The following is a 26445-nucleotide window of genomic DNA, read 5'->3' on the forward strand; positions in this document are numbered from 1 at the left end:
AAGCTAGGAAACCCTAGCCTTGTACATGTTTTAAATATCCTCTCTGTGCAACTAGGAAATATAGTGCTGATGCAAGTAAATACGCCGTTACAATCATTGCTCCTGATTTCCATAAATCGATATACAACATACTTCCTAGCGTATATAATGCAAATCCGCTATGCACAATTCCGACTAAGATTGGCAAGAAGAATACTACTCCCATTTGTCTTAAGGCAATGCCACGAATCTCTTTCTCTGTCATTCCGATACGCTTCAATGACTTAAATTGAAGACGATCTTGCTCTTTATCATTAAACCATTTAAAGTACGTCATGCTACATGCAAAGAAGAAGAACAGAACAGTTACAAAGAAACCGATGAACATTGTAATGGAACTCATTTCTTTAATATCTTTATACGAGCTAGCTGCACTTGTGAAAGAACCCCCGTTCTCTGATACAGTCCGTTCCCTCATTTCAGCCACCAACGCTTCTGTACTTTTCCAATCTTTCATTTCATACCCATAATACATACTCTTCTCTGTGCTTGAAACAATACTCGCATACGTTTCATAATCCTCATCACTTACAACAAATAATTCGCTCTCATTAAAAACAGATGTTGAGCGCATGTCATTAAGCATCACGCTATATGTTTGGTCTTGAACGATAAATTCGAGTGGCTTCGTCATATCTAATTTTAAAAAATGTTGCATGAAGTCTTGCAATGTACCTTCCATAATCATTGTAGCTGTGCCTGGTTTCACATCAATTCCCTCTTGATTTTGCATTTTTGCTTCTTTATTAAAAGCAGACTCAGAAATAATATCAATCGTAAAATCATTTTTATTATCTACATTTTCTAATTTCAGTTTTCCTGGTAATAGCTCAAGTGTAACTAGTCTCGCATCCTCAAATCCATGCTTTTCTAATAAACCTTGGACATCTTTCTCTATTTTATCTGTTTCTACATTTTTCACTGTGTACGAGACAGCTTGTGGATGTGCACTAAGAATTTTATGACTCATATCTTCAAAGAAAACATACAACGTTCCACCAGCTGAAGCAACAACCGCTGTAATAATTGAGATAACGAATAAGAATCGTGCGTTATCTTTCATCTTGTAAATTAAGTTACTAAAGACAAACATATTTGGCTGCTTATAGAAAACCGATTTTCTACGTTGCAATGCTTTTAACAACACAACACTTCCCTGTGTAAACAAGAAGTATGTTCCAACAATTGTTAAACCTACAATCGGTAAGAAATATAGAAAGAAATTCGTAAACTTCACCTGGAAACAAAGAACATACGCTATGATAATACAAGCTAATCCAATAAATAGTAACCACGTACGAGCAAATGGCTCTACTCGTTGCTTTCTTGCATCACGAAGTAAGTCAATGATTTGAAACTTCCATACTATCCGAAGACTAACTAGCGATAAAATGAAGAACAGAACAATGTACACACCCGCTGTAATTCCAATTGCTGTGCCATTTAATACAAAAGGTAATGTCGTTTCAATTCCTAATGCAAAACTTACTGCTTTAAAGAATAACGTGGAGAATAACATCCCAAATGCAATTCCAATCATAATTGACATACTACCTAACATCATTTGCTCACGAATTAACATTTTACTTAATTGACCTTTTGTTGCCCCAATTAACGTTAGTAAACCTAACTCTTTTTTACGTGCACGCAAGAACATCGAGTTAGAATATAAAATAAAGAGTGCCGAGAAGCCAACGACAACATAGTTTAATGCCTTCATCCCTTCTCCTACTCGTGCCTTCTGTGCAATACTTCCTCCCACAACATCTGGATGATAAATAAACGACGCATACATGAAGAAGACGATAATCGATAACGTACTGCTTATAATAAATGCCTTGTAACTACGCCAATTCCCTTTAATATTATTAAACGCCAGCTGCCGAAAGTTCATGATGCTCGCCTCCCAACATTGCTAATACGTCTAATATCTCTTGGAAGAATGCTTGCTTCGTATGCCCTTTATGAATTTCAGAGAAAATCTCGCCATCACGGATAAAAAGAATACGTTCACAGTAACTAGCTGCTACTGGATCGTGCGTTACCATCGCTACCGTTGCATTCTTCTCTTCATGAAGTTGTTGCAACGCACCCATTAATGACTTTGCTGATTTCGAATCTAAGTTACCTGTCGGCTCATCTGCTAAAATAAGCGTTGGATTATGAATCATTGCTCGCGCCGCCGCTGCACGTTGTTGTTGACCACCAGATACTTCATATACTTTCTTATCAAGGATCGCTTCAATATTTAAGAACCTCGCTACCTCTATCACTTTTTGCTCAATTTCCTTCACAGGACGTTTCGCCATTACTAGTGGTAAAATAATATTTTCTTTAATCGACAATGTATCGAGTAAGTTGAAATCCTGGAAGATGAAGCCAAGATGCGTACGTCGGAACGCCGCTAACTTTGCTGCTTTCATTTGGCTAATTTCTTCGTTATTCATATAAACATGGCCTGATGTTGGTTTATCAATTGTTGCAAGTAGATTTAATAATGTTGTTTTTCCACTTCCAGAAGGTCCCATAATCCCAACAAATTCGCCTTCTTCAATTTTGAAATTAATATTATTTAATGCTGTCGTTGTGATAGCGCCTGTCGATTGATATACTTTCGTTAATCCTTTTACTTCTAATACACTCATTTTCATAGCCCCCTATGTCGTTTCTTCTTACCTTTACTATAAAGAAAATAAGAGAACGTAACGAGTGATTTCCCTTACAAAATAACGACTTAGCTTACAATTCTGTCACTTTTCTCATCATGTGGTGATACGCTTCACCTTTATCAAATTGAATTGTAAAAATCGTCCCTTCTCCCTCTGCCGATTGTACCGTTATAGAATGATGCAAACAATCACAAATTTCCTTTGTAATATAAAGCCCCATCCCAGTTGCTTCTCTCGTCTTTCTTCCGTTCACCCCTGTAAAGAATGCTTCAAATACACGCTTCACATCTTGTTTCGGAATACCAATTCCATTGTCTTGAATATGTAAGAAAATGCACTCCTCTCTCTCTTCTAAATGAAAATGTATTTCTTTCTTCTCTTTCTCTGTCATTCTCGTATATTTAAGTGCGTTCATAATGATTTGATTCACCGCTATACTTAACCACTTTTGATCAGAGGTCACCTTGTATAGCTTCTCCTCATATTCAAACTTCGGAAAAATACGAGACTGAATAAACTCTTTCCGGTACTGGTTAATGTTATCGCGAACGAGATTAACGATGTCTACTTCTTCTACTTTGTAATCTTTCTCAAACTGACTTACACGTGCAATATTTAACGCTAGGTCTAAACCATGTAAAATACGATTATTTTCTTCGCGAATGCTTTCAATCGTTTCTCTCGCGTCACGATGTGTTTGTCCAAGTTGTTGAAGCATTAATTCGATAACTGAAACAGGTGTCTTCATTTGATGAATCCATTGATTCATGAAAATATGTTGTTGCTGCCCTTTCCCTTGCTGATCATGCACTTCGTTCAAATATTGTTGCCTTAACAATGAAAATGCTTCCGTAATTTTCTCTTGCTCATATGTATAAGAAGAGCTATTAGCTAATGCATGATGAAGCGTGTGACCTCCATCAATATATTGCTCCACTCGTCGTAGAAAAGCCGCTCGCTTTCGATAATCGTACACAATAAATCCTACGAAAATAGTAAGTGCTAGTGACAGACCATATAACCAAGTTGACCAACTAATCGGTTGCTTTTGTAATAATGATTCTAGTTGCAACACAAGTCCAAATAAGATAAGGCTCACCATGTACGATCCAAGTAACGGTAAACGGTCCATCGCATACACCTTAAACTTCATGTTTCGTCTCCCAATTCGTTAACAATGCATATCCATAACCTCGCTTTGTTGCGATGGCATCTGTAAGACCTAATTCTTCTAACTTTTTACGGACACGCTTTACATTCACCGTCAACGTATTATCATCAACAAACGCTACTTCATCCCATAGAGCTTCTAGCAATTCATCGCGCGTTACATATTCACCAGCGTGCTTCATTAAACACTCTAGTAACAAATATTCATTTTTCGTTAATTCAATACGCTCGTTCCCCAATTGAACAACATGTTGGCCAGGAAGCAATATTAATTCGCCAACAGCTAAAAATTCACTTTCCGCTACTCCTGCATATTCTCCGTACACACGGCGCACTGTACTTTTCACTTTCGCCATCACAATATCCAAATGAAATGGCTTCGTAATAAAATCATCTCCCCCATTCTCAATTGCCATTACTTGATCCATCTCACCAGTTCTTGCTGAAACAAAAATAATGGGTGTATTCGATACAGTACGAATTTGACGACACCAATAGAAGCCATCAAAATACGGTAAATTAATATCGAGTAATACTAAATGTGGGTTAAACTTCACAAATTCATCTTTTATTTGACGGAAATTCTCCACACGATACGATTCATAACCGTATTTCTCTAAATGACCCTCTAAAATATGTGCAATTTTATCATCATCTTCCACAATTAATACTTTGTACATATAATCCCCACCCTTTTTACATTCTCATGATTTATCACCAAAAGATGTGGTACAACATACACTGCACTCCGAATGGACGCTTTCTGCGGGCGAGAGCGAGCCTCCTCAGCAAGTCTGTCTGCGGGGTCTCCCTTTCCTCGCTTTTCCCGCATGAGTCGCCACTCTCCGTTCTGTGTATGAAACATCATCCCCCCAAAACCCAAATCTATGTTACAGTAATAAACCATACTCTTTTCTATTATAAGAATTTTTTTCCATTTAAGGAATCGTTATGATTAAAGAAAAAGTCCATAAAAAAAGACTGCCATAATCGGCAGTCTCTGTATTAGTCGATAAATTCGAATTCGAATTCCATGATTCGAACAACGTCTCCATCTTTTGCTCCACGTTCACGTAATGACTCATCAATACCCATTCCACGTAATTGACGTGAGAAACGACGAATTGATTCTTCACGAGTGAAGTCTGTCATCTTAAATAGACGCTCTAAGTCTGGACCAGTTACAACGAATGTACCATCGCTTTCGCGTGTGATTTCGTAGTTTGTTTCTTCACCATGGAACTTGTACATAACGCGTGTATCTGTCTCTTCTTCTTCTAAGTCGTATAATAAGAATTCTGGCGTTACTTCTAGTAAGTTTGCAATTTCAAATAGTAAGTCACGTAAACCTTGACGTGTTACAGCTGAAATTGGGAAGATTTTCACATCTTCGCCTACTTTTTCTTGGAACGCAGCTAAATTCTCTTCTGCATCAGGCATGTCCATCTTATTCGCTACAACGATTTGTGGACGCTCTGTTAAGCGAAGGTTATATTCTTTTAACTCATCATTAATTGTTACATAATCTTCGTACGGTTCGCGTCCTTCCATACCAGACATATCAATGATATGAACGATAACACGCGTACGCTCGATGTGACGAAGGAATTGGTGACCTAAACCGACACCTTCATGTGCACCTTCAATTAATCCTGGTAAATCGGCCATTACAAAGCTTCTTGCATCTTCTGTTTCTACTACACCTAAGTTCGGAACGATTGTTGTGAAGTGGTATGCACCGATTTTTGGTTTTGCTGCTGATACAACTGATAACAATGTTGATTTACCTACGCTCGGGAAACCAACTAAACCAACGTCAGCTAATACTTTTAATTCTAAACGAACGTCACGCTCTTGACCTGGCTCCCCGTTCTCTGAAATCTCAGGAGCTGGGTTCGAAGGTGTTGCGAAACGGCAGTTACCGCGACCACCACGACCACCTTTGGCAATAACAGCTTGCTGACCATGTGTTACTAAGTCTGCAAGTACTTCACCAGTCGCATCGTCAATTACAACTGTTCCAGGTGGAACTTTAACAATCATATCGTCTGAACCTTTACCATGCTGCCCTTTTGACATTCCGTGTTCTCCACGATCTGCCTTAAAGTGACGCTTATAACGGAAATCCATTAATGTACGTAATCCTTCTTCTACTTGGAATACAACACTTGCACCTTTACCACCGTCTCCACCAGATGGACCACCTTTGGAAACATATTTCTCACGACGGAACGATACCATACCATTCCCTCCGTCGCCGCCTTTTACATATATCTTGACCTGATCGACAAACATGTTGTCACCTCTTTTACTTTCTAGTTGTTAATTTCGTACATACTTCTTCTTGATCGACGTGTATTGTCTCTACGAAGAGATTGTTTACATTTCGATTATCGTGTAACCATTTTTCTACTGTTTCTTTTTCTAGTAGCTTCCCACGAAAATCGAAAAAGAAACAAGCATCTTCCCCATCTAATTCAATACTAACCGTCATATTGTGCTCATACATAGGATCGATATTAGTTTCAAGCATTGCTAAAAATGACGTTGTCCAATCCGTAATAACATTATCGTATATAGACATGTCTTGTGGCTCTTCTAACACTTCATACTCTACGACAATAGGATGAGTTTCCCAATTATACGTTACTAACATTTCAGCGAAATTCTCTAAACGTAAATTAAATAATCTGCCTTCCGTTCTCGCTTCGATGATAATTTTATCAATTAAACCTTGGACTTTATCCATTTGATTTAATGACATGTATCCTTTCAAAAGCTGTATGTCGTTTAACATATCATGTCTGACATGACGAAGTATTTTATTCATATTCCACTGTGCCTTCATTCTACTCTCCATCCTCATTATGCATGATTCTTCCCCTCACTACTTTCTATGACCGTAAAAATAATGTTTCATTGGTTTATCATCCAAAGACGTAGTGACCTATATACACTCCACTGTGAGTGAACTCTTTCTGCGGGGTCTCTCTTTCCTCGCTATTCCCGATAGAGTCGTCACTCTCCGTTCCGTGTATGAAGCATACTTCATCCTCAACATGGTACATCCGTATTAGAGTGATAAGCCTTTTCATTTTTACTCCATATGTAAAGAAAACTCTAACCAATCAAAAATCGGCTAGAGTTTTCTTGTGCATTCTTATGCTTCTTGAGCTACAGGGTATACACTTACTTGCTTTTTGTCACGGCCTAAACGCTCGAAACGTACTACGCCATCAACTTTAGCGAATAAAGTGTCATCGCCACCACGACCTACGTTTACTCCTGGATAAATCTTAGTACCGCGTTGACGGTAAAGAATTGATCCACCAGAAACGAATTGTCCGTCAGCACGCTTAGCGCCTAGACGTTTTGAGATCGAGTCACGACCGTTCTTTGTAGAACCTACTCCCTTTTTAGAAGCGAAAAGCTGAAGATCTAATCTTAACATGTGGTTACACCTCCTGATTCTTTTCTGTTATCGTTATGAATTTACCATAGCTAAGCTCGATAGATCGTAAAGATACAATCATACCTTCGATAAGCAATTGCGCTTTTTTCTTCGTTTCTTCATCTACATCAGCAGGTAAAGAATAGAAGAGATAGCCACTCTTTGCTTCGCAATGCTTATGCGCTGATATCTTACATAACTGATCGATAGCATTAACAGTACCTACGGTAACAGCTGTAACAGCTGAACAGACAATGTCTTTACCGTGGTCCGCGAAATTTGCATGTCCAGTAACCTTAAAAGACACGACACCATCATCGTTTGCACGATTAATTATAACCTTAATCATCTAAACCTTACGCGTTGATTGCTTCAATAACAACTTTAGTGTATGGTTGACGGTGACCTTGCTTACGGCGTGTGCTTCCTTTTTTCGGCTTGTATTTGAAAATAATGATCTTCTTGCCGCGACCATGCTTTTCAACTTTCGCAGTAACTGTTGCACCTTCAACAGTTGGGCTACCAACTTTAACAGCTTCGCCACCTACGAAAAGAACCTTGTCGAATGTTACAGTTTCGCCTTCTAACACATCTAATTTCTCGATGTATACAGCTTGACCTGCTTCAACTTTGATTTGTTTACCACCAGTTTCGATAATTGCGTACATTTAACTGCACCTCCTCATATATACTCAGACTCGCCATAGACAGGTGCCTATTCATAGTCTTGATACCTGTTATGGGCGGTTGTAGCACGGGTGCTACAAACTCAATAACAAATGAAATGTTATCATGAAAATAGTATACATGTCAACTTAATTTTCTTTCTACATTCTTTCTTTTGCTCCTTCAATTGAACCGATGTAACGAATATGATACGTAGTGGAACAACTTGCTATATCCACGATAAATACCTCGTATCCGAGCGATGCTTTTAATTGTTCCATTTGTGGCTGAACAACTTGTACAAATCCCTTATTCGCTTCAACAATAATTGCTTCTACATCTGTACCTTTATATTCCCATAATTCTCGTTCAAGCTGATGAAACGTTTCTTTATCAGAACGAACATGTCCACTACCATGACATTCTTGGCATACATGCTGCAATTGATCACGCAACGACTTTCCACTTCGTTTCCTTGTGACTTCTAATACACCAAGCGCTGTAAAATCATATACACGCGATGTTGTACGATCTTTTCGTAATTCTCGCTGCATCACACTTTTCACTCGTACTTTATCTTCTTCTTTCTTCATATTAATGAAGTCAATTAACACCATGCCACCAATATTACGAAGGCGAAGTTGTTTCGCTACTTCTATTGCCGCCCATTCATTCGTCTTCACCGCAGTGTCTTGTAAATGTTGCTTCCCAACAAACTTCCCAGTATTTACATCAATGACCGTCATAGCTTCCGTATGCTCGATTACTATATATGCTCCGTTCTTTAACGGTACAACTTTATGTACTGCTTCTTCAATTTGAGTCTCGATACGGTAGTGCGAAAATACATTTTCCCTTTCACGGTAGCATACAACGTGCTCATGCCCAATCATTTGTTTATAGGAAACACTATCGACAATAATTTCTTCAAACTGCTCTACTGGATACAATTGAAGGACATAATCAAGGAAAGAAGCTACTGTATGAAGAAGCGTTACTTTTGTCGCTCGTTGCAATGCACCTGTTAACTCCACATACTTTTCACGAATATAGCGTAACTCATCTTCTACAACGTTTATGCCGACCTCATTAGCAGCAGAGCGGAAAATAATTCCGTCTGTGCTAGCGCATAAACTTCTACCTAACGAAAGTAATTCTGCTCGTTTCGTTTCATCTGAAATTTTACGTGATGCTGTAACCGCTCCGTCAAACGGCATATAGACTGCATACTTTCCAGTGAATTCTAGCCGCTCTGTTACCTTTGCTCCTTTATCATCCACTTCATCTTTAACAATTTGGACAAGTATATATTGCCCTTCATGTACGCAACGATTAATATTCGCTTCTTTTTTCTTTGATTGAATGAATTTCGCTGTATCGTGTAGATGTAAGTATGCATTTTTCCCAGTGCCAATATCAACGAAAGCAGCCTGCATACCTGCTAATACAGTGACTATTTTTCCGATATAAATATTCCCTACATTCCCTGCATCTTCAGCATGCATTACTTCAAGAAGTTCGTTATCTTCAACAATTGCCGCTCGCTCATTACCTTCTCTTACATTCATAATCAATTTCTTCACGATTAGAAATCCTCGCTCTTATTCTTTTAATGAGTTCGTCGCAATTTGTGACCAACTTTCTAGCTTCTCATATACATCAGGATTTACTAACTCGTTCACTGTTACCCACTTACCTTCCAGCTGATCTTTCTCACGTACTTCTACAACCGCATCCTCTGGTAACTCAATAATTACAAGTAATCCAATGTGTACGCGTCCAACTTCATTCGCATCATCATTAATTAATCCAATAAAGTTAATGTCTTGACTTGATGCTTCAATCATTAACTCCTCTTCTAACTCACGACGTAAGTTCTCCATTAATACGTCTTGGAATGTATCCGCGTCTGAAATATCATTCATATGACCACCAACACCAATTGATAACTTATCATGCAAACGAGTTTCTCCACCGCCTGCTAAACGGCGATACATAAACACTTCTTCTCCTTTGCGCATCACTGCATATGGAATTGGTTGTTTATACAAAGGATTCTCCTCTGCATCACCACGGCGCATTACTTCATATGTAGAAGAAATTGCTTCAACAATTTCCGTTACCTTTTCTTTTGTTGTTTCTACTCCTTGAAACGCAAGTGCTTCACCATGAAACACCGCCTCTCTTTTTGCAACAATAATCATTTCATCCATTTTACCCATTTTCTCGTACTCTCCTTCTATGTATTATTCAATTACTTTATCGTATCTATTTACTTGAAGCAACCTATACTATTGTTTCTTTCCCACAAAAAAGCCAGTGCCTTTGCACTAGCTAATTAATTCTTGTATGGATGAAGCAGTCTTTTTTTGTGCAAAATAAGCATACAGTAGCTCATTTTCATCCAACATGTGCTCGCCATATTTTTGTTGGACGGCGATAGGGTGCTTGTAGCCTCGTTGAAACTTCCAAAATACTTGATACAACGGTTCACTTCCCGTAACACGTATCGGTTTCAACTTAGTCACTTGCTCCCTATCACCGTAATATCTGTCTAATAGGAAACGCAGAAACACAAATGTCCGCTGTCTCCACTCCACCCAAATTGAAAAGAATAAGAACACTAGAACAACCCACATTGTTAAATTATAAGGAATAATAAACGTCGCTATTACTAACATGATAACGCATATACTAAATGAAAAAACAAGTGTGTAATAATGCGCGAGACGAAACGGATAACGTGTAGATAAGAAACAAAACATTAACTTCCCACCATCTAAAGGCCACACAGGAATTAAATTAAAAAGGAGCAACGTAATATTATTCCACATTAAGAACTCATACAATCCACTCTCCATCATTTTCGCTTGAAAAAGTCCATAACAAAGAACCATCATCCATACATGCTGAACCGGACCAGCTAGTAGAACAATCACTTCTTCTCGCAATGGTTTATTACCATGTTCCTCCATGACAGCTACACCACCAAATGGCAAAAGCTCAATTTTACGAATACGCCACCCGAAATAATGCGCTGCTACCGCATGCCCCATCTCATGAATGAACACAATGAGAAACAAAAAAACTAACTCCTTCACATGGGCAGTAAATAGTCCAATGACAATTGTTAACCAAAACAACGGATGGATTTTAATTTTCGAAAGGAGTTGAAGCATATTATTCAAACGAAATTACTTTGTCTGGATCGACAAAGCCATTTTCTTGTTTGATAGCAAAATAATAGTTTCCTGCTTTCTTCTCCTCATTTGTACTCACAGTCCCAATTGTCCGCTTCGCATCCACTTTGTCATAAAGTCTTACCGCAACACTATCTAACTGCCCATACCATGACTCACTACCATCGCCGTGCTGAATAACAACTGTTTTTCCTAATCTTTCCTTTGTCCCAATGAAACTAACCGTTCCTTCGTCAATTGCCTCCACAGAAGCGTGAAGAGCTGTCTCAACTAATACACCTTGACCATTCGCTTGAAACGTTTCAATTATTTTCCCAGTTGCTGGAACAACATAGTCGACTTGGGCAATATTTTGCTCTTTCTTCGGACTATTCGGCCATAATGCTAACGGCGTTCCAAACTGTTCTTCGTACCATTGAGAAATAGCTGCAAATTGAAACTCTTGCTCAAACACTCCTCGCACAACAACACGAGAAGGATCAAGTGCAACATGATTTGTTCGAAACAAAATAGCAACAATAATAACTAGAATAGCAGAAATCATTATTTTCATCAGAAATACTTCTTTTTTAAATAAAGGGTGACGTGGAGACCCTGTATCATCATCAAAAATAGACGATGACTTCTCCATTACAGGAAAATCGTCGTACGTAATCGGTAAATCTCGAATTTCAACTTCTTGATTCAAGCGACGGACTTGCCTCTCTTTCCTCATAGCAATCCTCTTTCTTACTTCATCAGCTCGTCTATTCATGTTCTACCCTTCCCTTATTAGCATTTGTACAAGTATATGAACAGACAAAAAAGAAAAGAACAAGCCCTCTATGTTTCTCACCTAACAAAAAAACTAGGAGTGATAGTCTCCTAGTTTTTTAACGAATACCGAAAAATTTCTTCACTTTTGATAATACACCGCTATCCTCTTCTAATGCACGAAGTGGAACAGATTCACCTAATACACGTCTCGCCACGTTGCGATATGCGATTGATGCTTTCCCAGCTGGGTCTAACGCTACCGGCTCACCACTGTTCGTCGCTTTAATAACGAGATCATCATCCGCAACGATGCCGATTAATTCAATCGAAAGAATCGATACGATTTCATCAACATCTAACATATCACCATTCTTCATTAAATGACCACGAATACGGTTTACGACTAACTTCGGAGGCGCAATTTCCTCTTTTTCTAGTAGCCCAATAATACGATCTGCATCACGAACCGAAGATACTTCCGGTGTTGTAACAACAATTGCTTGATCCGCACCAGCAATTGCATTCTTAAATCCTTGTTCAATCCCTGCTGGACAATCAATTAATATGTAATCATATTCTTTCTTTAGCTCTTCAACAATCTTCTTCATTTGTTCCGGCTTTATCGCAGATTTATCACGCGTTTGCGCTGCAGGTAATAGGTATAAGCATTCAAAACGCTTGTCCTTAATCAATGCTTGATGCAAACGGCAACGCTCTTCTGCGACATCTACTAAATCATAAATAATACGATTCTCTAGCCCCATTACAACATCTAAGTTACGCAAGCCAATATCTGTATCAATTAAACATACTTTCTTTCCAGACAGTGCTAATGACGTTCCTAGATTAGCGGTTGTTGTAGTCTTACCAACGCCGCCTTTTCCTGATGTAATTACAATAGCCTCTCCCACAATTACATTCTCCTTTCTAACCTTGTCAAATGAGGTCTAAGATGAGTAAGAAGTTGAATGCGATCGACAACGATTTGGTCATCTTCAACATACGCACATTCCATTTCATTACCATCCTCAGGATAATGATCATCCGGTGCCCGACTCATAATATCACTAATACGTAGTTGCATCGGTTTCATCAAGGATGCTGCAATAACTGCTTGTTTATTTCCATAACATCCTGCATGCGCAATACCACGTAAGGCACCCATTATAAAGATATTCCCTTTTGCAACAACTGTTCCTCCAGGATTCACATCTCCAATTAATAATAAATCACCTTGTACTTCTAACACTTGGCCCGAACGGACCATTCGTGTCACTGTTACAACTTCATTACTCCGCTTCCACTCAAGCGCTTTTTCTTTTGAAATCACTTCACTATCTATAGAATCCACAACAAGATTTTTCTTAGCTCTAATTAACGTACGAAGTTCTTCTTCTTGTTGATCCGTCAAATACCTGTTGCCTACGTGCACATGAACTGGAATTAACGCACCCTCACTATTAGCAAATAAATTCGTCGACAATTTCTCATCTAATTCTTGTAAAATAATCTCATAAGCACATGTATCTTCGAGATGTAACGTCAAGCCATCTTTCGTACCCTTAATTGTTATATATTGTTGTTTTTGTTCCATCACTAACGCTCACCTCAACGAGAGTTATTCGACACAGCCTTTCAAAATTCCTCTTTTATTTCCACAATTATAATGCTTCTTTCTCTTTCTTTACCGCTTCAAAATAATTTTGAAGTGGCTTTGCAAATAGTACTAAAAATACAAGATTTAATAGAAGCGACGGGAATAAACGATATAACAAGAACGGTGTCGCTGCCATTTCACTTTTCCCTATTAATAAAGTAAAACCATATACGTAATACTCTAAAATGTTAATTGCAATTAATGATAATACAGAAACAATCACAAGATGTGAATGAAGTACCTTCATCGCTCTTGCAAAACCAAACGCTAAAATCGGAAATACAAAAACATATACTCCAAGTACTTCTGTATATACTAAATCAAATAAAAATCCAAATATAAGCCCATAATAGAACGCTTGCATTTGATTATAATACGCTGACATGAATAAAATACCAATAAAAAGAAAATACGGCACTAATATTACATCTTTCCCTACTGACACAACCGGAAATATAGAGGCGAATACCCCCTCACTTACAAAAAGAACAACGAAAAGGACAGGAAGGAAATATCGCTTCATTCCTGGACTCCCTTACTCTTTGTTACAATCACATGACGAATATCATAAAAATCAGCTACTGGTTTCACGTAAGCAATTTTCGTTAATCCAAACTCATCAGGCTCTACTTTTTCTACTGTACCAATTGCTAAGTCTTTTGGGAAAATATCACTCATTGCAGAGGTTACGACTTCTTGCCCTACTTCAATTGGAGCATTCGAAGGAATACGCTTAAATAATAATGTTTGTGTTTCCTCATCATAACCTTCAATCGTTCCAAAGATGTCTTTACCTTCAGGCCCTCTAGCAATAGCACTAATACGATTTGTACGACTATCTCCACTTAATAACTCGACATCAGAATAGAATTCGCCAACACTTTTCACTTTGCCAACTAAACCTTGCGCTGTCGTAACAGCCATGTCTTTCTTGATGCCATCCTCTTTCCCCACATTAATTCGAACGACATCATACCATCCATTTGGATTACGAGTTATTACGTCCGCTACAATCGGTTCAAAGGCGTGAAGGCCTTCTTTCTTCTTAAGTATCGCTTCTAATCGCTTAACCTCGTCTTCTAACCCATTAACTTTCGCAGCCACTGCAGCTGATTCGTCTATGCGTGCCTTTAACACTTTATTTTCCTCATATGTGTTCTTTAAGTCTTTGACATTTTCAAAGAAGCCCGCAACATATTGTGCGGGCACATGAAACGCAGATTGAACTAATCCCACTGTATCTTTCGCAAATCGTTCCGGCCATGTCAACTCTCGATTTTCGCGTAGAGAAAAGATTATTAATGCCACAAGCACTACAAAACTAATCGCCAAAATAACTACTCGTTTATTTCGAAAAAATCGTGGCATCTTTTCACCCTCTTATCGTTTCTTAGAACGAACTTTCTCTTGCAGATTTTTGTTTGAATAAATCAATATTGTCTAAAGCTTTCCCTGTACCAATTGCAACACAGTCTAAAGGCTCTTCTGCAATTAATACTGGCATACTTGTTTCTTCACTAATTACCTTGTCTAAGTTACGTAATAATGCACCGCCACCAGTAAGAACGATTCCACGGTCCATAATATCTGCAGCTAGCTCAGGTGGAGTTTGCTCTAATGTTGATTTTACAGATTCTACAATTGCAGTTACTGTATCGTTTAATGCTTCTGAAATTTCTTCTGCTTTAATCGTTACTGTTTTCGGTAGACCACTGATTAAGTCACGACCACGAATGTCCATTGTCTCTCCAGAAGTTTCTACTCGTGCAGAACCAATTTCTAATTTTAACGCTTCTGCTGTACGTTCACCAATCATTAAGTTGTAGTTCTTCTTAATGTATTGAATAATTGATTCGTCCATTTCGTCACCAGCGACACGGATTGATTGGCTTGTTACAATTCCGCCTAATGAAATGATTGCAACTTCTGTTGTACCACCACCGATATCTACAACCATGCTACCAGTCGGCTCCCATACAGGTAAGTTTGCACCAATTGCTGCTGCGAATGGCTCTTCAATTGGATATGCATCACGAGCACCAGCTTGGCGAGTCGCTTCAATTACCGCACGCTTCTCTACCGCTGTAATACCTGATGGTACACATACCATTACGTATGGCTTACGTGAGAAGAATCCTTTTGATTTTTGCGCTTGTTGGATATAATACTTCATCATTACTGCTGTTGTCTCATAATCTGCAATAACGCCATCTTTCATTGGACGTAATGCGACAACATTTCCTGGTGTACGACCAATCATATTCTTCGCATCGTTACCTACCGCAACGATTTGTTTTGAGTCCGTTTGCATCGCTACTACTGAAGGTTCACGTACAATTACTCCATTTCCTTTTACATATACAAGTGTGTTTGCTGTACCTAAATCTATACCAAGGTCTTTTGTAAAACCACCTAATCCAAACATATGTATCTTCCTTTCTACCCTGAAAATACTCATTCATATTTCATTTTTTAGTTTTTATTTTTTAATTTTTTGTATGGATACTCATATCCATCTTTCTACAGGCTTCTACTCACTTCTCCAAAGTTCGCAACAAGACATCTATTGTTTAGACAAATCTCAAAAAACCCATAAAACACATTATATAACAATTTGTCAAACTTGAACAGTGTCAAACATATCCTTTTTCCTTTAAACTGACATATTTATGCTCTCCAATAATAAGGTGATCTAATATATCAATCCCAATCATTTTTCCGCATTCTACTAATCGTTTCGTTACCTCAATATCTTCACGACTTGGATTTGGATCGTAGGGTGGAAAGCATGCGCCTTGCTCTCATAATAAAGAGTAGGTTTCATTCAGTCTCCCTCAGAACCGTACGTACGCCTTTTAGCGTATACGGCTCGCCAGTTGATTCATTAGCATATCTCTATTCGCCTTTGTATCTTCCCTTTACATCCTTTAATTGAATAAACGAATGAAGAGAATTATCTTCTCCTACTAAACACAATTGCCCTTTCTTATGAATACGCATGCGCAGTACAACTTTCCGACATGTACTCTTACGTTTACTCGCAATTGTTTTGATGAAACTACTCTCTGCTAGAGAAAATAAACGTTGAAGATGATGATAATTCGTTGCTAGCCTGTAATAATGTGCTATTTTTTGTAATTCTGCATGATACGTATGCAAAATCTCTAGCTCCGAACGATTGATGAGCTTTGTTCGATGTGTACTGATGAAATGAGTGATATCCCCATATTGATGTTTTCTTGCATATGCTTCCAATTTCGCTTTAGGGATTTCTAATCGAATAGTTCTTTCGTTCATTTCACATGCATAACCGAGAAAAAGAATCGGTCGCTCCACATGCGTGAGAAACAATTCAGTTTCTTGGAGATACAAACTATTTCTCAGAAAATAATGTATCTGCTCTTGCATTCCCGCAGCTCGTCGTTTTGTACTAGCTAGCCCAACGATAAATTGATTCTCATAACGAGCATATTCACCCTGTTGTCCGACAGCGTTCTCCATCCATCGATCAAACGTATAAAAGTAAATATCACGTAACAACCGTCGAAATGTATCACCCTTTTCGATACGATTAGACAAATTCCACTTCTTCATTATACCGCAAATGAGTGCATTGTGAATAAGTAAGAGAAATCGCTGGTCATTTATTTTCACCTGAAGCAAATGAAGAAAGACAGAATGACCCTTTTTTTCATTCCATCCTTTCATATTTCCACAGATACACCACGTTACCTCACGCCATGTCTCCTTCATATGTAAAAGGACGTCATGACGACTTTTTCTCTTCTTCATACTACATATGTTTGGTTCATATATACATTCGATAATTATCCGCATCACTTCTAAAACATACGCTTCCCATCTTTTCTTTCCATGTCCAAAACGAAATGTTCCCATTCTCAGTTGCTCAATAATATTTTCTATTTCCACTACTGAAATAGGGGCCTCTCCTGTTGAACCGCATACTGTTTCCTGCGCTTGAATCCATAATTCTTTTTTATACATAAGGCGATAGCAATCTGTAATACGCTTCCCTCTCTGAGAAGCCTTTCGAATAGCGTCTAATTGATGAAATGGATTTGTCGCCATATTCATGACTCCTTTCTCATAGACGATTAATCAACCTGCCTCCCTTCCCCATGCTAAACTCATTACAAGCAAACGTTGAGTACTACGAAGACTCCGTTACCTTATGTATCCCCTTGATACACGTAGGTAATCCCTGCATTATGATTCCTTTTAGATACGTGGTGGTTAAGTATTCCTTTCGACGGTTTCCTCTCTCTGAGGATTGAAGGGTTATCCTTACCATAAAGACGATCTGATGAGTCACCCTTATCTAACCCTCGTTGCCTAATAGCTATCGTAGACAACGGCGCATCCATCACCCATTCGTCTAGAATTCAAGCAGTTTAGCCTTTACCATACACCACTTAGTCTGAAGAACGGTTTCGACACCGATAACTTTGGCGTCTTTCTCCTTTTCACATCATGCTTTGTTCCCTCAAATAAGTTTCCCCATGAGGTAAGATGCTGACTATAGAATATTATAAGGAATTCCAGTTTTCGAAGAAAACACTAAAAGGATACACCTTGCAGGCGCACACCAGATGGATGGTTATGAAGACATATAATAGAGGCTGCAGAACGGCGAAACGCTTCGCGGAATACCTCACGAGGATGTACAATGGAGGCATTTAAACTTCCGATAAATACTGTTTGGCGATGAATCACTTGATTTTTGGTGTTTAAATAAAGACAGATGAAATGCTCTTGCGTTAAGAAGCGCATTTCTTCCATCATGTACTCAGCACAATCTTCAGGGCTACGAATACTAAAGCGATCTTCATATTTCAAACGCTGTATTCGCCTCCCTAATTCAAACGCAGCCATTAGCTCAATAGCTTTTACTTTCCCAATCCCTTTAATACTCATCATTTCCTCAATTGAGGCATCTCGTAACATTCGTAATCCGTCAAAATGCCTCAACAAACGATTCGCTAGTTGGATAACAGACTCATCTTTCGTACCAGAACGCAATAAAATCGCGATTAACTCGTGATTAGATAAACTATCCGCTCCTTCTGTTACTAATCGTTCTCTAGGACGATCATCCTTCGGAAAATCACGAATAAGAAAATTTCCTTGTTCCAATGCTCTCTACTCCTTTTCTAAAAAAGAAACGAAATGAACAAGATACACACTAACCTTAGAAACTAGTCGCTCCCATTTCCTTTAACTCACGATATACTTTTGCAATAGGTAAGCCTACCACTGAGAAGTAATCTCCATTGATTTTTTGAACGAACATCGCTCCCAACCCTTGAATACCGTATGAGCCCGCTTTATCCATCGGCTCTCCACTTTCAATATACGCATGAATCTCCGCATCACTTAATTCATAAAATGTCACTTCTGTTCGTTCAAAGAACGATATTTGTTCACCACCACATAACATCGCTACTCCTGTGAATACTTCATGCGTTTGGCCAGATAGCATCTGTAACATTTCATACGCTTCTTCTTTTGTTTTTGGTTTTCCTAAAATAACTCCGTCATACGTAACAATTGTATCTGCGCCTAACACAACATCATGTGGGACATACTTTGCTACATCTTGTGCTTTTTGTAGCGCTAATGATACAACGACATCTTCGGGCCTTGTTAACCCTTCTACAATCTCTTCTACATCACTAACACGTACTTCAAACGAAACATTAATCTGTTCCAGTAATTCTTTTCTGCGTGGAGAAGCAGAGGCTAAAATAAGTTTTTTCATTTCAAAAATCATCCTTTACTAAGTAATTCAGTCTAAAAAAGAAGATACACTGCAATCGTACCAAAATCAACCAAACGCAACAAATTCTGAAAAAACATTTTTCATCTTCATAAAGAAAAAAAAAGAATACGTATAGTATCCTTGGTCTCATTCTTCTATATTCGCAATTGCATAATAAGCAGACATCGTATCAAGTAATGCTTGTTGGGATTTCAAAAGAGTCTCTTCATTTTTCTTCTGCTCATATCCCTTTAACAAATCATACGTATTCGTTAATGCCCCTATAAGCGGCTTCAATTCCTTGGCAACTTCCCCTTGCAAACTCGTAGCTATCTTTTCTATTTCTCCCTTTTCATCTGCTGATACACTCTTTCCTTTCCCTAAAACATCCATCATACTAATCAACTGCTCATACATCTTTCTTGATTGCATCAGTTTCTCTTCATTCTCTTTCCCGACTACTTCTAATTTACTTTCTTCTATACTATATGTTTTCTTAAAAACACCCATATTTTTCTCTTTATATAACGTATGCAACTGTTCTAACGAAGCCTGCTCCTTCCCGACTCCAACAAGTACATAGTAGTTATCTCGTTTTACAATTGTTGCTGGTAGACCTTTTTCTCTCCATGTATGTTGAAATGCCTTCGCAGCATTTTCCGTCTTGAACACACCAGCTTGTAATACAGACAAAGATAACGCGGATAACGTTACATTGCTACCATTGGCAGGTACTGCAGGTGGTTGCTTCGTCTGTTGTGTAGATGGTTGTCCTTTCGGTGTTGGCGCCGTCTTATCTACAACACCTAACAACCCTTGACCTAAGATTGTACCTACTATTATTGCTCCAATAATAATGACAGCGACCTTCCCACCCACTCTTCGTTGCTTTCTAACAACCTCTTCTCCTTGTCCAAAAGAACGCTTCCGAAATAAAAATGGCTTTTTCCGATTCCGATGTTCCGCTAAAGATACAACTTTATGTGAACTAGTAGACCACTCCGCCTGTTCTTTCCATCCCTCTTGCTCTTTTGCTTGTCCACTATCTTTGAATACCGTTTCCGCACCGTTAATTTTCACCGAAACTTTCTTTTTATCCACTTGTTCCTCCTCCTTTCAAACAACTTTTCTCCATTAACCCTTACCGCAATAAACTTGTTTGCATTTTATCACATGCAAAATAAAAAAGAACAAGACATTTGTCGTCTTGTTCCCTTTACTTTCCGACATTTATTGCACCGTTAGTGGATTTGTTTTCTTGCTTCCCTTTGGAATATCCACTTTCGGTAATCCATCTTCCAATCCTTGTAGATCAGCTGCATAGAACGCAGATATTTTCACGCTATACGTTGATTCTGTCTTCTTTTCTACATTCGCTCCTTCCACTTGCCCTCTTCGTTCTTGCAACGGCTGTTCCATTTCATCCTTCCACGAAAATGCAAGTGCATCCACATGAATAATTCGTTTTTGGTTTTGGAGTAATTCAAGGAAATATTGCATTTTCTCATACGTTTCAAAGGACACTTTCACATCTAACGTCACTTTCTTCGCATTCTCAATACCTTCTATCCCTTCCTCGAACGTTATACTTTTCACTTTACTTCGTGACATCACTTCTGCTTTTTCAATAAATAACACAATTTGTTCCGTTAATGGTTGTATTGGTACTTTATATTGTAAAACAGCTGAACTTACAGTTGGATTTACACGTAACTCTTCTACACGCTTCTTCGTTTGCTCTAATAGTTGCCTCTCTGCTTGTAACGATTGCTTCGCTTGCTCATGCTCAGCTTGTACAGGCTTGATGTACAAATAATACGCGCCTATACTAGCTCCACTTAACATCACAAAAAGGAGAAGTGAAATAACTACTATTTTTTTCGTCACAGCTATTTTCATGACTCTCCTCCTTTCTGCAATTGTTGTAACGTTTCTTTCTCTATTTCAACTTCGTAGATACCTACATAATGACTCTCCACTTGATTTCCTGATCCTTCTACTTCATTCACAGAAGGCATCTTCACTGACTGTATCCACTCTTCATCCTGCAAGCGTTTATAATAAAAGGCCGCTTCCGTATACTCTTTAAACACTACTTGTAACGTTACTTTCCCCTCTGCATATGTATATGATTTGAAGTACCCTTCTGCCGGAAGTAAGGCAACAATTCGATCCATCATGTTAACACTTTTTATCGTACGCTTCTCTACCTCTGTCACAATTGTCTGCAATTGTTGCAAAGAGTTCCCATCCGTATTTTCCGTCAATTTCTTTTCTTCTCCAATTTTTTGCGCTTTCGCTTGTTGTATTTCCGTCTTCACCAGCTCGAGTTGTTGTTTCTCTTCTACCACCTTGCTATACAACAAACCTCCTATGATACTACACAGGAGAAGAAACACCCCACCTATCACAAACGGAGTCAGATTACGTGATTTTCTTCTTGGTAAAAGGTTAATTTCTACTAACATTACACTCCCTCTTTCACTGCCAATCCTAGTACACTATGAAACCTACGATCAATCGTATCATCGCTATTCGTCTTCATTAAGGACGTTGCTAACACTTCAATCGGTAACGAAAAATTACTCCTTACTTCTTCACAAATATCTTCAAAATATATATGATCCCCTGTCAGCAATATTTTCGTAATTGTCTTCTTTCCTTGGTGAAACGAAAATTCATAGAAACGAAGCATACGATTAATTTCGATATACATATCTTTTAACGCATTAATCATGTCTTCTTTCGGAAACTGGGCATCTTCTGCTAGTTTGCCTTCTTCTGTTGATTCAATTGTACATACCCCTTCTTTATATGGAATAATAACGTGCTGCATGAAAACAGGTTGATGATTTTCAAAGATTGTAATTGTCACCGTCTGCAAATCCATTTGCACAAGTAACGAGCGATCTTCTTCTTTTACAGCACCGTGGTGATGAAACAGCCGATAATGACAAAGTGGTGAAATATCTGCTACCACGGGTTTCGTTTTTTCTTCACGTAACTGAAAGTGATATGAATCAACAACTTCTTCTGGCGAAGCGACAAGTAACACTTCTTTCGTCTCCTCATCTTCCGATAATAAGGCATAATCTAACGTCGGATTTTCGAAAGGAAGATGAATTTTGTGCCCTAACTCAAAATAAAGATGACCTTGTATCTCTTCCGTTGGTACTTCCGCAGGTACGTCCACTTTCCGAATGACGACCGCAGGGTCAGGAACGATAAAACGAATGTTTCTTCCTTTCAATCCCCACTCCTGCACACATGTACGGATAATTTCTTTGAATTTATCCATATCAACAATTTTCCCGTTGTGAATAATCCCTTCGGGCACATAATACTCTTCACAACGATTCACCACAACCGGTGCACGGTGTTTAATATCTCCGTAGCGAATAACGTAATCTTTGATTTCAATACTCGCATCCTTTTTTCTTGTCAAAAACGATAACATGATTCATCCCCATCCTCTACATGATGCTACAAGTTCACTAGGTTCATATACCAATTAATAATCGGGGTATAGAAGAAATATGCAATAAGCGTACCAACCATAATATATGGTCCAAACGGCATCGTTTCGCCTCTCTTCACCCTTCCAATTAGTAGACCTACACTACCACCAATTGCCCCCGCAAGCGTTGAGAGAAAGAATGAAAGCAATACGACTTTCCATCCAAGCACATACCCTAACACAGCGTATAACTTAATATCACCGCCACCCATACCACCACGACTTACTACCGCAATCACATACAGCAATCCAAATCCAACAGCCATACCAAGTAGCGAATCATACCACAGCGTAGGTGGCACAATGAAACGACCTACCACAAATAAACAAAAGAAAAATACTAACACACGGTTCGGAATCAACATATAAGCCAAGTCACTAACCGTAATAATCATAAATAATGAGACAAGTAGAATCGCAATAGCTGTCTCACCTTGAAAGCCAAATAACAGAAATGATACGACGAACAACAATCCCGTTAGTAACTCCATACACGGATATAACGATGAAATCTTCGTCCTACAGTTCGCACATTTCCCTCGTTGCCACATATATGACAAGACAGGAACAAGCTCCTTAGCCCTCAATGTATGATGACACGCCGGACATGCCGAACGAGGTGTTACAATTGACTGCCCGTTAGGCACACGGAGACCAACGACATTGAAGAAAGAACCGAAGATGAGACCGATGGTGAAGATGTAGAGCGTAACAAAAAACATATACAACAATCCTTTTTTAGCATTCTAGTTATTTGAAAAAAGCGTGGTTATTATGGCGTATAACCACGCTTTTAATTAATTGTATCTCTAAGGTTTGACAACTACGGTTTGTTTATCTTCATCGTTAATATTAGCAAGTGTTGCGTTCTTAAATTCAATTTTTTTCTTACCAGCCTCAACGCCAGTTTCATTTGTGCTAATAGCCGGCACTCCTTCGTCATTGAATACAACTTTTACATCAACATTATCCCACTTCTCATTAGGAACATCTACCAATTCGTCTAATTTACCCCAATCATAAGTTTTAGTTTTCGTCGTTGTATTACCACTTGTTGTATCTTCACCTGCAGTAGCATCTTGTGTATACAATAATTTTGCTCCATTAATAATTTGAATTGCATCTGCTCTAGTCGCACTTTCTTTCGACTTCTGAATAATCCCACCAATAGCTGGAACAGCAATTGCCGCGACAATTGCTAACACAACGATAACTGCTAATAACTCGACTAACGTTAATCCTTTCTCGTTCTTTACTGCTTTTTTGAACATGAATAATTCCTCCTTTGTTATTTTATTGCATTAAATATTTCAAACATCGGTGCAATAATCGATAGGACGATTGTACCGACAATTGATGCTAAAAATACGATCATTAATGGCTCGATTAATGCCTTCATTTGATCGGTTGCGGTGTCGACTTCCGCTTCATAGAAGTCTGCTACTTTCATTAACATGTGGTCCAGTGACCCTGTTTGTTCGCCAATTACAATCATTTGTGTCACGAGCGGCGGAAACACCCAATGTTCATTCATCGGCTCTGTTAATGATTTCCCCTGTTCTAACGAATGACGTGACTCTCGTAAGACACGTGCGATAACTTCATTCCCAACAACTGCTTCTACAATGGTGACCGCTTGAAGAATCGGCACAGCACTTGAGAACAAGGAGCTTAACGTTCTCGTTGTACGAGCAAGCGCTGATTTTTGCAGCAAACCCCCGAAAATCGGCATTTTAAGTAGTGCATAATGCAAATAATACTTACTTCTCTGTTCTCTACTTACAACATATATAGAAGTGAATAATAGGCCTATTCCTAACCCCATTAACCACCAATAACTTAGCATCCACTCACTCGCCACTAATACAAACACCGTAATAGTCGGAAGTTCCCCGTCAAATTGATTGAACATATCAACGTACATCGGTACGGTATACATTAATAGAAAGACAACTACAACGAGAGAAATGATCCCAACAGCAATCGGATACGTTAACGCAGATTTCACTTTTTGCCTCGTACGATATTGCTTCTCATAGTAATCTGCCATTCTTTCTAACGTGCTGTCTAACGTACCACTCACTTCCCCTGCTCGTACCATATTAATGAACATGTTTGTGAAGATTTTCGGATGCTTGCTGTATGCGGCAGAAAGATGATTCCCTTCACGTAATTCTTCCTCTACTTCGTTTAATGCTTTCTTCAACGCTTTACTTTCTGTTTGCTGGGCTAAAATACGTGTAGCATCGACGACTGTAATACCAGCACGAAGCAACGTTGCCAATTGACGTAAATAAATGACGAATACTTTCAGCGGCACAGGTGCACCAATATGTATTTCTTTCGTCCAAATCGTTTCTTTCTTCTGTTCTACCTCAAGCACACGCATACCGCGTTCACGCATTTTCATATGTACTTCGTGTTTCGACTGTGCTTGTAGGATACCCGTCCGCTTCTTCCCTGTTCGATCACGAGCAATATAACTAAACTGTGGCATTCGCAATCCCCTTCATATACGTTCGTGCATCTTCATACGAAATCATATTTTGCTGCAGCAAGTCTCGAATACTCATCTCAAGCGTATACATCCCTTGATCACGAGACGTCTGCATTAACCCTGGAATTTGATGAATTTTTTCATTCCGGATTAAGTTACTAACAGCTGTGTTATTCACCAATATTTCCGTCGCCGCAACCCTTCCAGAAGCGAGATATAATGGGAAAAGACGCTGTGACACAATAGATAACAGTACCGTCGATAATTGATAACGCACTTGAGCTTGTTGCGCTGGTGGAAATACATCAATAATACGCTCAATCGTCGCTGGTGCACTTGACGTATGAAGGGTACCGAGTACAAGGTGACCTGTCTCAGCCGCGGTAATTGCAGTCGAAATTGTTTCTAAATCACGCATTTCTCCTACTAAAATAACATCTGGATCTTGGCGTAGTGCTGCACGTAATCCAGTCGCGAACTTATCTGTATCTGTCCCCACTTCTCGCTGGTCGATAATCGATTGGTTATGCTCATGCATGTATTCAATTGGATCTTCTAACGTAATAATATGTTTGCGTGCAGTCGCATTAATGTACGAAATCATCGAAGCTAACGTCGTTGACTTACCACTACCTGTCGGACCTGTCACAAGCACAAGTCCTTGTGGTTGGTTTGCTACTTCCTTTAACACACGTGGCATCTTTAATTCATCTAAACTCGGAATATGTTTCCCTATCAAACGAAAGGCCATTGCAATTCCTGAACGGTGTTTAAACACATTTACACGGAACCGAGAAGCATCTTGTAATTCATATGCAAAATCAGCATCTCCTGTCTGAATAAAGGCGTCCCATTCTTCCGTTCCCATCATTTCTTTTGCCATCCATTCCGTTTGTTCACTCGTACATACTACTTCCCCGTCGTTCACTAATTTCCCATGAATACGAAAGACAGGAGGTAACCCAACTGTGAGATGAACATCTGAAGCACCTTGCCCTACAGCTTCGGCTAATATCACATCTAATTGCGCTTTTCCTACCAAGA

29 protein-coding genes, 1 pseudogene and 1 other annotated feature are annotated in these 26445 nt (G+C 38.8%); all 30 genes and pseudogenes read right to left on the reverse strand.

What is annotated here, in order from left to right:
* Positions 1–13 precede the first annotated feature (13 nt).
* On the reverse strand, positions 14–1933 hold the full coding sequence (locus IEV41_RS13210; RefSeq protein WP_188388979.1) for an ABC transporter permease: 1920 nt from the start codon (positions 1931–1933) through the stop codon (positions 14–16).
* Entirely contained in the window at positions 1908–2684 is a 777-nt protein-coding gene (locus IEV41_RS13215) for an ABC transporter ATP-binding protein (RefSeq protein ID WP_188388980.1), read from the reverse strand. The genes IEV41_RS13210 and IEV41_RS13215 overlap by 26 nt, the downstream gene beginning before the upstream one ends.
* Positions 2685–2778: 94 nt before the next feature.
* Positions 2779–3861 (reverse strand): sensor histidine kinase, encoded by a 1083-nt coding sequence (locus IEV41_RS13220; protein WP_188388981.1) that lies wholly within the window; start codon positions 3859–3861, stop codon positions 2779–2781.
* Positions 3851–4558: a response regulator transcription factor gene (locus IEV41_RS13225; RefSeq protein ID WP_188388982.1), complete on the reverse strand. Its 708-nt coding sequence runs from the start codon at positions 4556–4558 to the stop codon at positions 3851–3853. Before IEV41_RS13225 ends, IEV41_RS13220 begins: the two co-directional genes overlap by 11 nt.
* A gap of 325 nt (positions 4559–4883) precedes the next feature.
* Positions 4884–6173 carry a GTPase ObgE gene (gene obgE / locus IEV41_RS13230; RefSeq protein ID WP_188388983.1) on the reverse strand — a complete coding sequence of 430 codons (1290 nt, stop codon included), beginning with the start codon at positions 6171–6173 and terminating at the stop codon, positions 4884–4886.
* A gap of 13 nt (positions 6174–6186) precedes the next feature.
* Positions 6187–6726: a sporulation initiation phosphotransferase B gene (locus IEV41_RS13235; protein ID WP_188388984.1), complete on the reverse strand. Its 540-nt coding sequence runs from the start codon at positions 6724–6726 to the stop codon at positions 6187–6189.
* Positions 6727–7038: 312 nt separating this feature from the next.
* Positions 7039–7329, reverse strand: a complete 291-nt coding sequence (gene rpmA / locus IEV41_RS13240; protein WP_188388985.1) for a 50S ribosomal protein L27 — start codon at positions 7327–7329, stop codon at positions 7039–7041.
* 4 nt (positions 7330–7333) lie between these two features.
* Positions 7334–7678 carry a ribosomal-processing cysteine protease Prp gene (locus IEV41_RS13245; protein WP_188388986.1) on the reverse strand — a complete coding sequence of 115 codons (345 nt, stop codon included), beginning with the start codon at positions 7676–7678 and terminating at the stop codon, positions 7334–7336.
* Positions 7679–7685: 7 nt separating this feature from the next.
* Positions 7686–7997: a 50S ribosomal protein L21 gene (gene rplU / locus IEV41_RS13250; protein WP_188388987.1), complete on the reverse strand. Its 312-nt coding sequence runs from the start codon at positions 7995–7997 to the stop codon at positions 7686–7688.
* A gap of 16 nt (positions 7998–8013) precedes the next feature.
* Positions 8014–8088, reverse strand: a sequence feature (ribosomal protein L21 leader region).
* 68 nt (positions 8089–8156) lie between these two features.
* Positions 8157–9578 carry an Rne/Rng family ribonuclease gene (locus IEV41_RS13255; RefSeq protein WP_188388988.1) on the reverse strand — a complete coding sequence of 474 codons (1422 nt, stop codon included), beginning with the start codon at positions 9576–9578 and terminating at the stop codon, positions 8157–8159.
* Positions 9579–9596: 18 nt separating this feature from the next.
* Positions 9597–10217, reverse strand: a complete 621-nt coding sequence (locus IEV41_RS13260) for an NUDIX domain-containing protein (protein ID WP_188388989.1) — start codon at positions 10215–10217, stop codon at positions 9597–9599.
* Positions 10218–10325: 108 nt separating this feature from the next.
* Positions 10326–11183 carry a M50 family metallopeptidase gene (locus tag IEV41_RS13265; RefSeq protein WP_373284223.1) on the reverse strand — a complete coding sequence of 286 codons (858 nt, stop codon included), beginning with the start codon at positions 11181–11183 and terminating at the stop codon, positions 10326–10328.
* Positions 11176–11949: a M23 family metallopeptidase gene (locus IEV41_RS13270; protein ID WP_188388990.1), complete on the reverse strand. Its 774-nt coding sequence runs from the start codon at positions 11947–11949 to the stop codon at positions 11176–11178. Before IEV41_RS13270 ends, IEV41_RS13265 begins: the two co-directional genes overlap by 8 nt.
* Before the next feature lie 118 nt (positions 11950–12067).
* On the reverse strand, positions 12068–12862 hold the full coding sequence (gene minD, locus IEV41_RS13275; protein WP_188388991.1) for a septum site-determining protein MinD: 795 nt from the start codon (positions 12860–12862) through the stop codon (positions 12068–12070).
* Positions 12863–12864: 2 nt separating this feature from the next.
* A complete protein-coding gene (minC, locus tag IEV41_RS13280) occupies positions 12865–13545 on the reverse strand; it encodes a septum site-determining protein MinC (RefSeq protein WP_239534556.1) in 681 nt (226 codons plus the stop codon).
* A gap of 67 nt (positions 13546–13612) precedes the next feature.
* Complete coding sequence (mreD, locus tag IEV41_RS13285) at positions 13613–14131, reverse strand: rod shape-determining protein MreD (RefSeq protein WP_188388993.1); 519 nt, start codon at positions 14129–14131, stop codon at positions 13613–13615.
* Entirely contained in the window at positions 14128–14976 is an 849-nt protein-coding gene (mreC, locus tag IEV41_RS13290; protein WP_188388994.1) for a rod shape-determining protein MreC, read from the reverse strand. The genes mreD and mreC overlap by 4 nt, the downstream gene beginning before the upstream one ends.
* A gap of 22 nt (positions 14977–14998) precedes the next feature.
* Positions 14999–16033 carry a rod shape-determining protein gene (locus IEV41_RS13295; RefSeq protein WP_188388995.1) on the reverse strand — a complete coding sequence of 345 codons (1035 nt, stop codon included), beginning with the start codon at positions 16031–16033 and terminating at the stop codon, positions 14999–15001.
* 208 nt (positions 16034–16241) lie between these two features.
* Positions 16242–16391 (reverse strand): annotated as a pseudogene (locus IEV41_RS13300) (JAB domain-containing protein); the annotation flags it as partial.
* 112 nt (positions 16392–16503) lie between these two features.
* The gene (locus IEV41_RS13305) at positions 16504–17697 is read right to left on the reverse strand and encodes a group II intron reverse transcriptase/maturase (protein ID WP_188388996.1); all 1194 of its coding nucleotides are present in this window, start codon (positions 17695–17697) and stop codon (positions 16504–16506) included.
* A 489-nt stretch (positions 17698–18186) separates the two neighbouring features.
* Positions 18187–18762 carry a RadC family protein gene (gene radC, locus IEV41_RS13310; RefSeq protein WP_188388997.1) on the reverse strand — a complete coding sequence of 192 codons (576 nt, stop codon included), beginning with the start codon at positions 18760–18762 and terminating at the stop codon, positions 18187–18189.
* 55 nt (positions 18763–18817) lie between these two features.
* Positions 18818–19387, reverse strand: coding sequence for a Maf family protein (locus IEV41_RS13315; protein ID WP_188388998.1), 570 nt, complete (start codon positions 19385–19387; stop codon positions 18818–18820).
* A gap of 147 nt (positions 19388–19534) precedes the next feature.
* Positions 19535–20488, reverse strand: a complete 954-nt coding sequence (locus tag IEV41_RS13320) for an SPOR domain-containing protein (protein ID WP_188388999.1) — start codon at positions 20486–20488, stop codon at positions 19535–19537.
* 129 nt (positions 20489–20617) lie between these two features.
* Entirely contained in the window at positions 20618–21286 is a 669-nt protein-coding gene (locus IEV41_RS13325) for a type II secretion system protein M (protein ID WP_188389000.1), read from the reverse strand.
* The gene (locus IEV41_RS13330) at positions 21283–21750 is read right to left on the reverse strand and encodes a PilN domain-containing protein (RefSeq protein WP_188389001.1); all 468 of its coding nucleotides are present in this window, start codon (positions 21748–21750) and stop codon (positions 21283–21285) included. Before IEV41_RS13330 ends, IEV41_RS13325 begins: the two co-directional genes overlap by 4 nt.
* 104 nt (positions 21751–21854) lie before the next feature.
* Positions 21855–22844, reverse strand: a complete 990-nt coding sequence (gene pilM, locus IEV41_RS13335) for a type IV pilus biogenesis protein PilM (RefSeq protein ID WP_188389002.1) — start codon at positions 22842–22844, stop codon at positions 21855–21857.
* 26 nt (positions 22845–22870) lie between these two features.
* On the reverse strand, positions 22871–23626 hold the full coding sequence (locus tag IEV41_RS13340; protein WP_188389003.1) for a prepilin peptidase: 756 nt from the start codon (positions 23624–23626) through the stop codon (positions 22871–22873).
* An 87-nt stretch (positions 23627–23713) separates the two neighbouring features.
* Positions 23714–24175, reverse strand: coding sequence for a type II secretion system protein (locus tag IEV41_RS13345; protein ID WP_188389004.1), 462 nt, complete (start codon positions 24173–24175; stop codon positions 23714–23716).
* A gap of 17 nt (positions 24176–24192) precedes the next feature.
* Positions 24193–25401, reverse strand: coding sequence for a type II secretion system F family protein (locus IEV41_RS13350; protein WP_188389005.1), 1209 nt, complete (start codon positions 25399–25401; stop codon positions 24193–24195).
* Positions 25388–26443 (reverse strand): type IV pilus twitching motility protein PilT, encoded by a 1056-nt coding sequence (locus tag IEV41_RS13355; RefSeq protein WP_229722240.1) that lies wholly within the window; start codon positions 26441–26443, stop codon positions 25388–25390. Before IEV41_RS13355 ends, IEV41_RS13350 begins: the two co-directional genes overlap by 14 nt.
* Positions 26444–26445 lie beyond the last annotated feature (2 nt).

It is taken from the genome of Priestia taiwanensis, assembly GCF_014638355.1.
Taxonomy (GTDB): domain Bacteria; phylum Bacillota; class Bacilli; order Bacillales; family Bacillaceae_G; genus Priestia_D; species Priestia_D taiwanensis.

What these genes read in the sequence shown, in the direction of transcription:
- IEV41_RS13210 (WP_188388979.1), bottom strand. Translation starts at nt 1,933, where the DNA reads ATGAACTTTCGGCAGCTGGCGTTTAATAATATTAAAGGGAATTGGCGT.
- IEV41_RS13215 (WP_188388980.1), bottom strand. Translation starts at nt 2,684, where the DNA reads ATGAGTGTATTAGAAGTAAAAGGATTAACGAAAGTATATCAATCGACA.
- IEV41_RS13220 (WP_188388981.1), bottom strand. Translation starts at nt 3,861, where the DNA reads ATGAAGTTTAAGGTGTATGCGATGGACCGTTTACCGTTACTTGGATCG.
- IEV41_RS13225 (WP_188388982.1), bottom strand. Translation starts at nt 4,558, where the DNA reads ATGTACAAAGTATTAATTGTGGAAGATGATGATAAAATTGCACATATT.
- obgE (WP_188388983.1), bottom strand. Translation starts at nt 6,173, where the DNA reads ATGTTTGTCGATCAGGTCAAGATATATGTAAAAGGCGGCGACGGAGGG.
- IEV41_RS13235 (WP_188388984.1), bottom strand. Translation starts at nt 6,726, where the DNA reads ATGAAGGCACAGTGGAATATGAATAAAATACTTCGTCATGTCAGACAT.
- rpmA (WP_188388985.1), bottom strand. Translation starts at nt 7,329, where the DNA reads ATGTTAAGATTAGATCTTCAGCTTTTCGCTTCTAAAAAGGGAGTAGGT.
- IEV41_RS13245 (WP_188388986.1), bottom strand. Translation starts at nt 7,678, where the DNA reads ATGATTAAGGTTATAATTAATCGTGCAAACGATGATGGTGTCGTGTCT.
- rplU (WP_188388987.1), bottom strand. Translation starts at nt 7,997, where the DNA reads ATGTACGCAATTATCGAAACTGGTGGTAAACAAATCAAAGTTGAAGCA.
- IEV41_RS13260 (WP_188388989.1), bottom strand. Translation starts at nt 10,217, where the DNA reads ATGGGTAAAATGGATGAAATGATTATTGTTGCAAAAAGAGAGGCGGTG.
- IEV41_RS13270 (WP_188388990.1), bottom strand. Translation starts at nt 11,949, where the DNA reads ATGAATAGACGAGCTGATGAAGTAAGAAAGAGGATTGCTATGAGGAAA.
- minC (WP_239534556.1), bottom strand. Translation starts at nt 13,545, where the DNA reads ATGGAACAAAAACAACAATATATAACAATTAAGGGTACGAAAGATGGC.
- mreD (WP_188388993.1), bottom strand. Translation starts at nt 14,131, where the DNA reads ATGAAGCGATATTTCCTTCCTGTCCTTTTCGTTGTTCTTTTTGTAAGT.
- mreC (WP_188388994.1), bottom strand. Translation starts at nt 14,976, where the DNA reads ATGCCACGATTTTTTCGAAATAAACGAGTAGTTATTTTGGCGATTAGT.
- IEV41_RS13295 (WP_188388995.1), bottom strand. Translation starts at nt 16,033, where the DNA reads ATGTTTGGATTAGGTGGTTTTACAAAAGACCTTGGTATAGATTTAGGT.
- IEV41_RS13305 (WP_188388996.1), bottom strand. Translation starts at nt 17,697, where the DNA reads ATGGCGACAAATCCATTTCATCAATTAGACGCTATTCGAAAGGCTTCT.
- IEV41_RS13315 (WP_188388998.1), bottom strand. Translation starts at nt 19,387, where the DNA reads ATGAAAAAACTTATTTTAGCCTCTGCTTCTCCACGCAGAAAAGAATTA.
- IEV41_RS13325 (WP_188389000.1), bottom strand. Translation starts at nt 21,286, where the DNA reads ATGAAAATAGCTGTGACGAAAAAAATAGTAGTTATTTCACTTCTCCTT.
- pilM (WP_188389002.1), bottom strand. Translation starts at nt 22,844, where the DNA reads ATGTTATCGTTTTTGACAAGAAAAAAGGATGCGAGTATTGAAATCAAA.
- IEV41_RS13340 (WP_188389003.1), bottom strand. Translation starts at nt 23,626, where the DNA reads ATGTTTTTTGTTACGCTCTACATCTTCACCATCGGTCTCATCTTCGGT.
- IEV41_RS13345 (WP_188389004.1), bottom strand. Translation starts at nt 24,175, where the DNA reads ATGTTCAAAAAAGCAGTAAAGAACGAGAAAGGATTAACGTTAGTCGAG.
- IEV41_RS13350 (WP_188389005.1), bottom strand. Translation starts at nt 25,401, where the DNA reads ATGCCACAGTTTAGTTATATTGCTCGTGATCGAACAGGGAAGAAGCGG.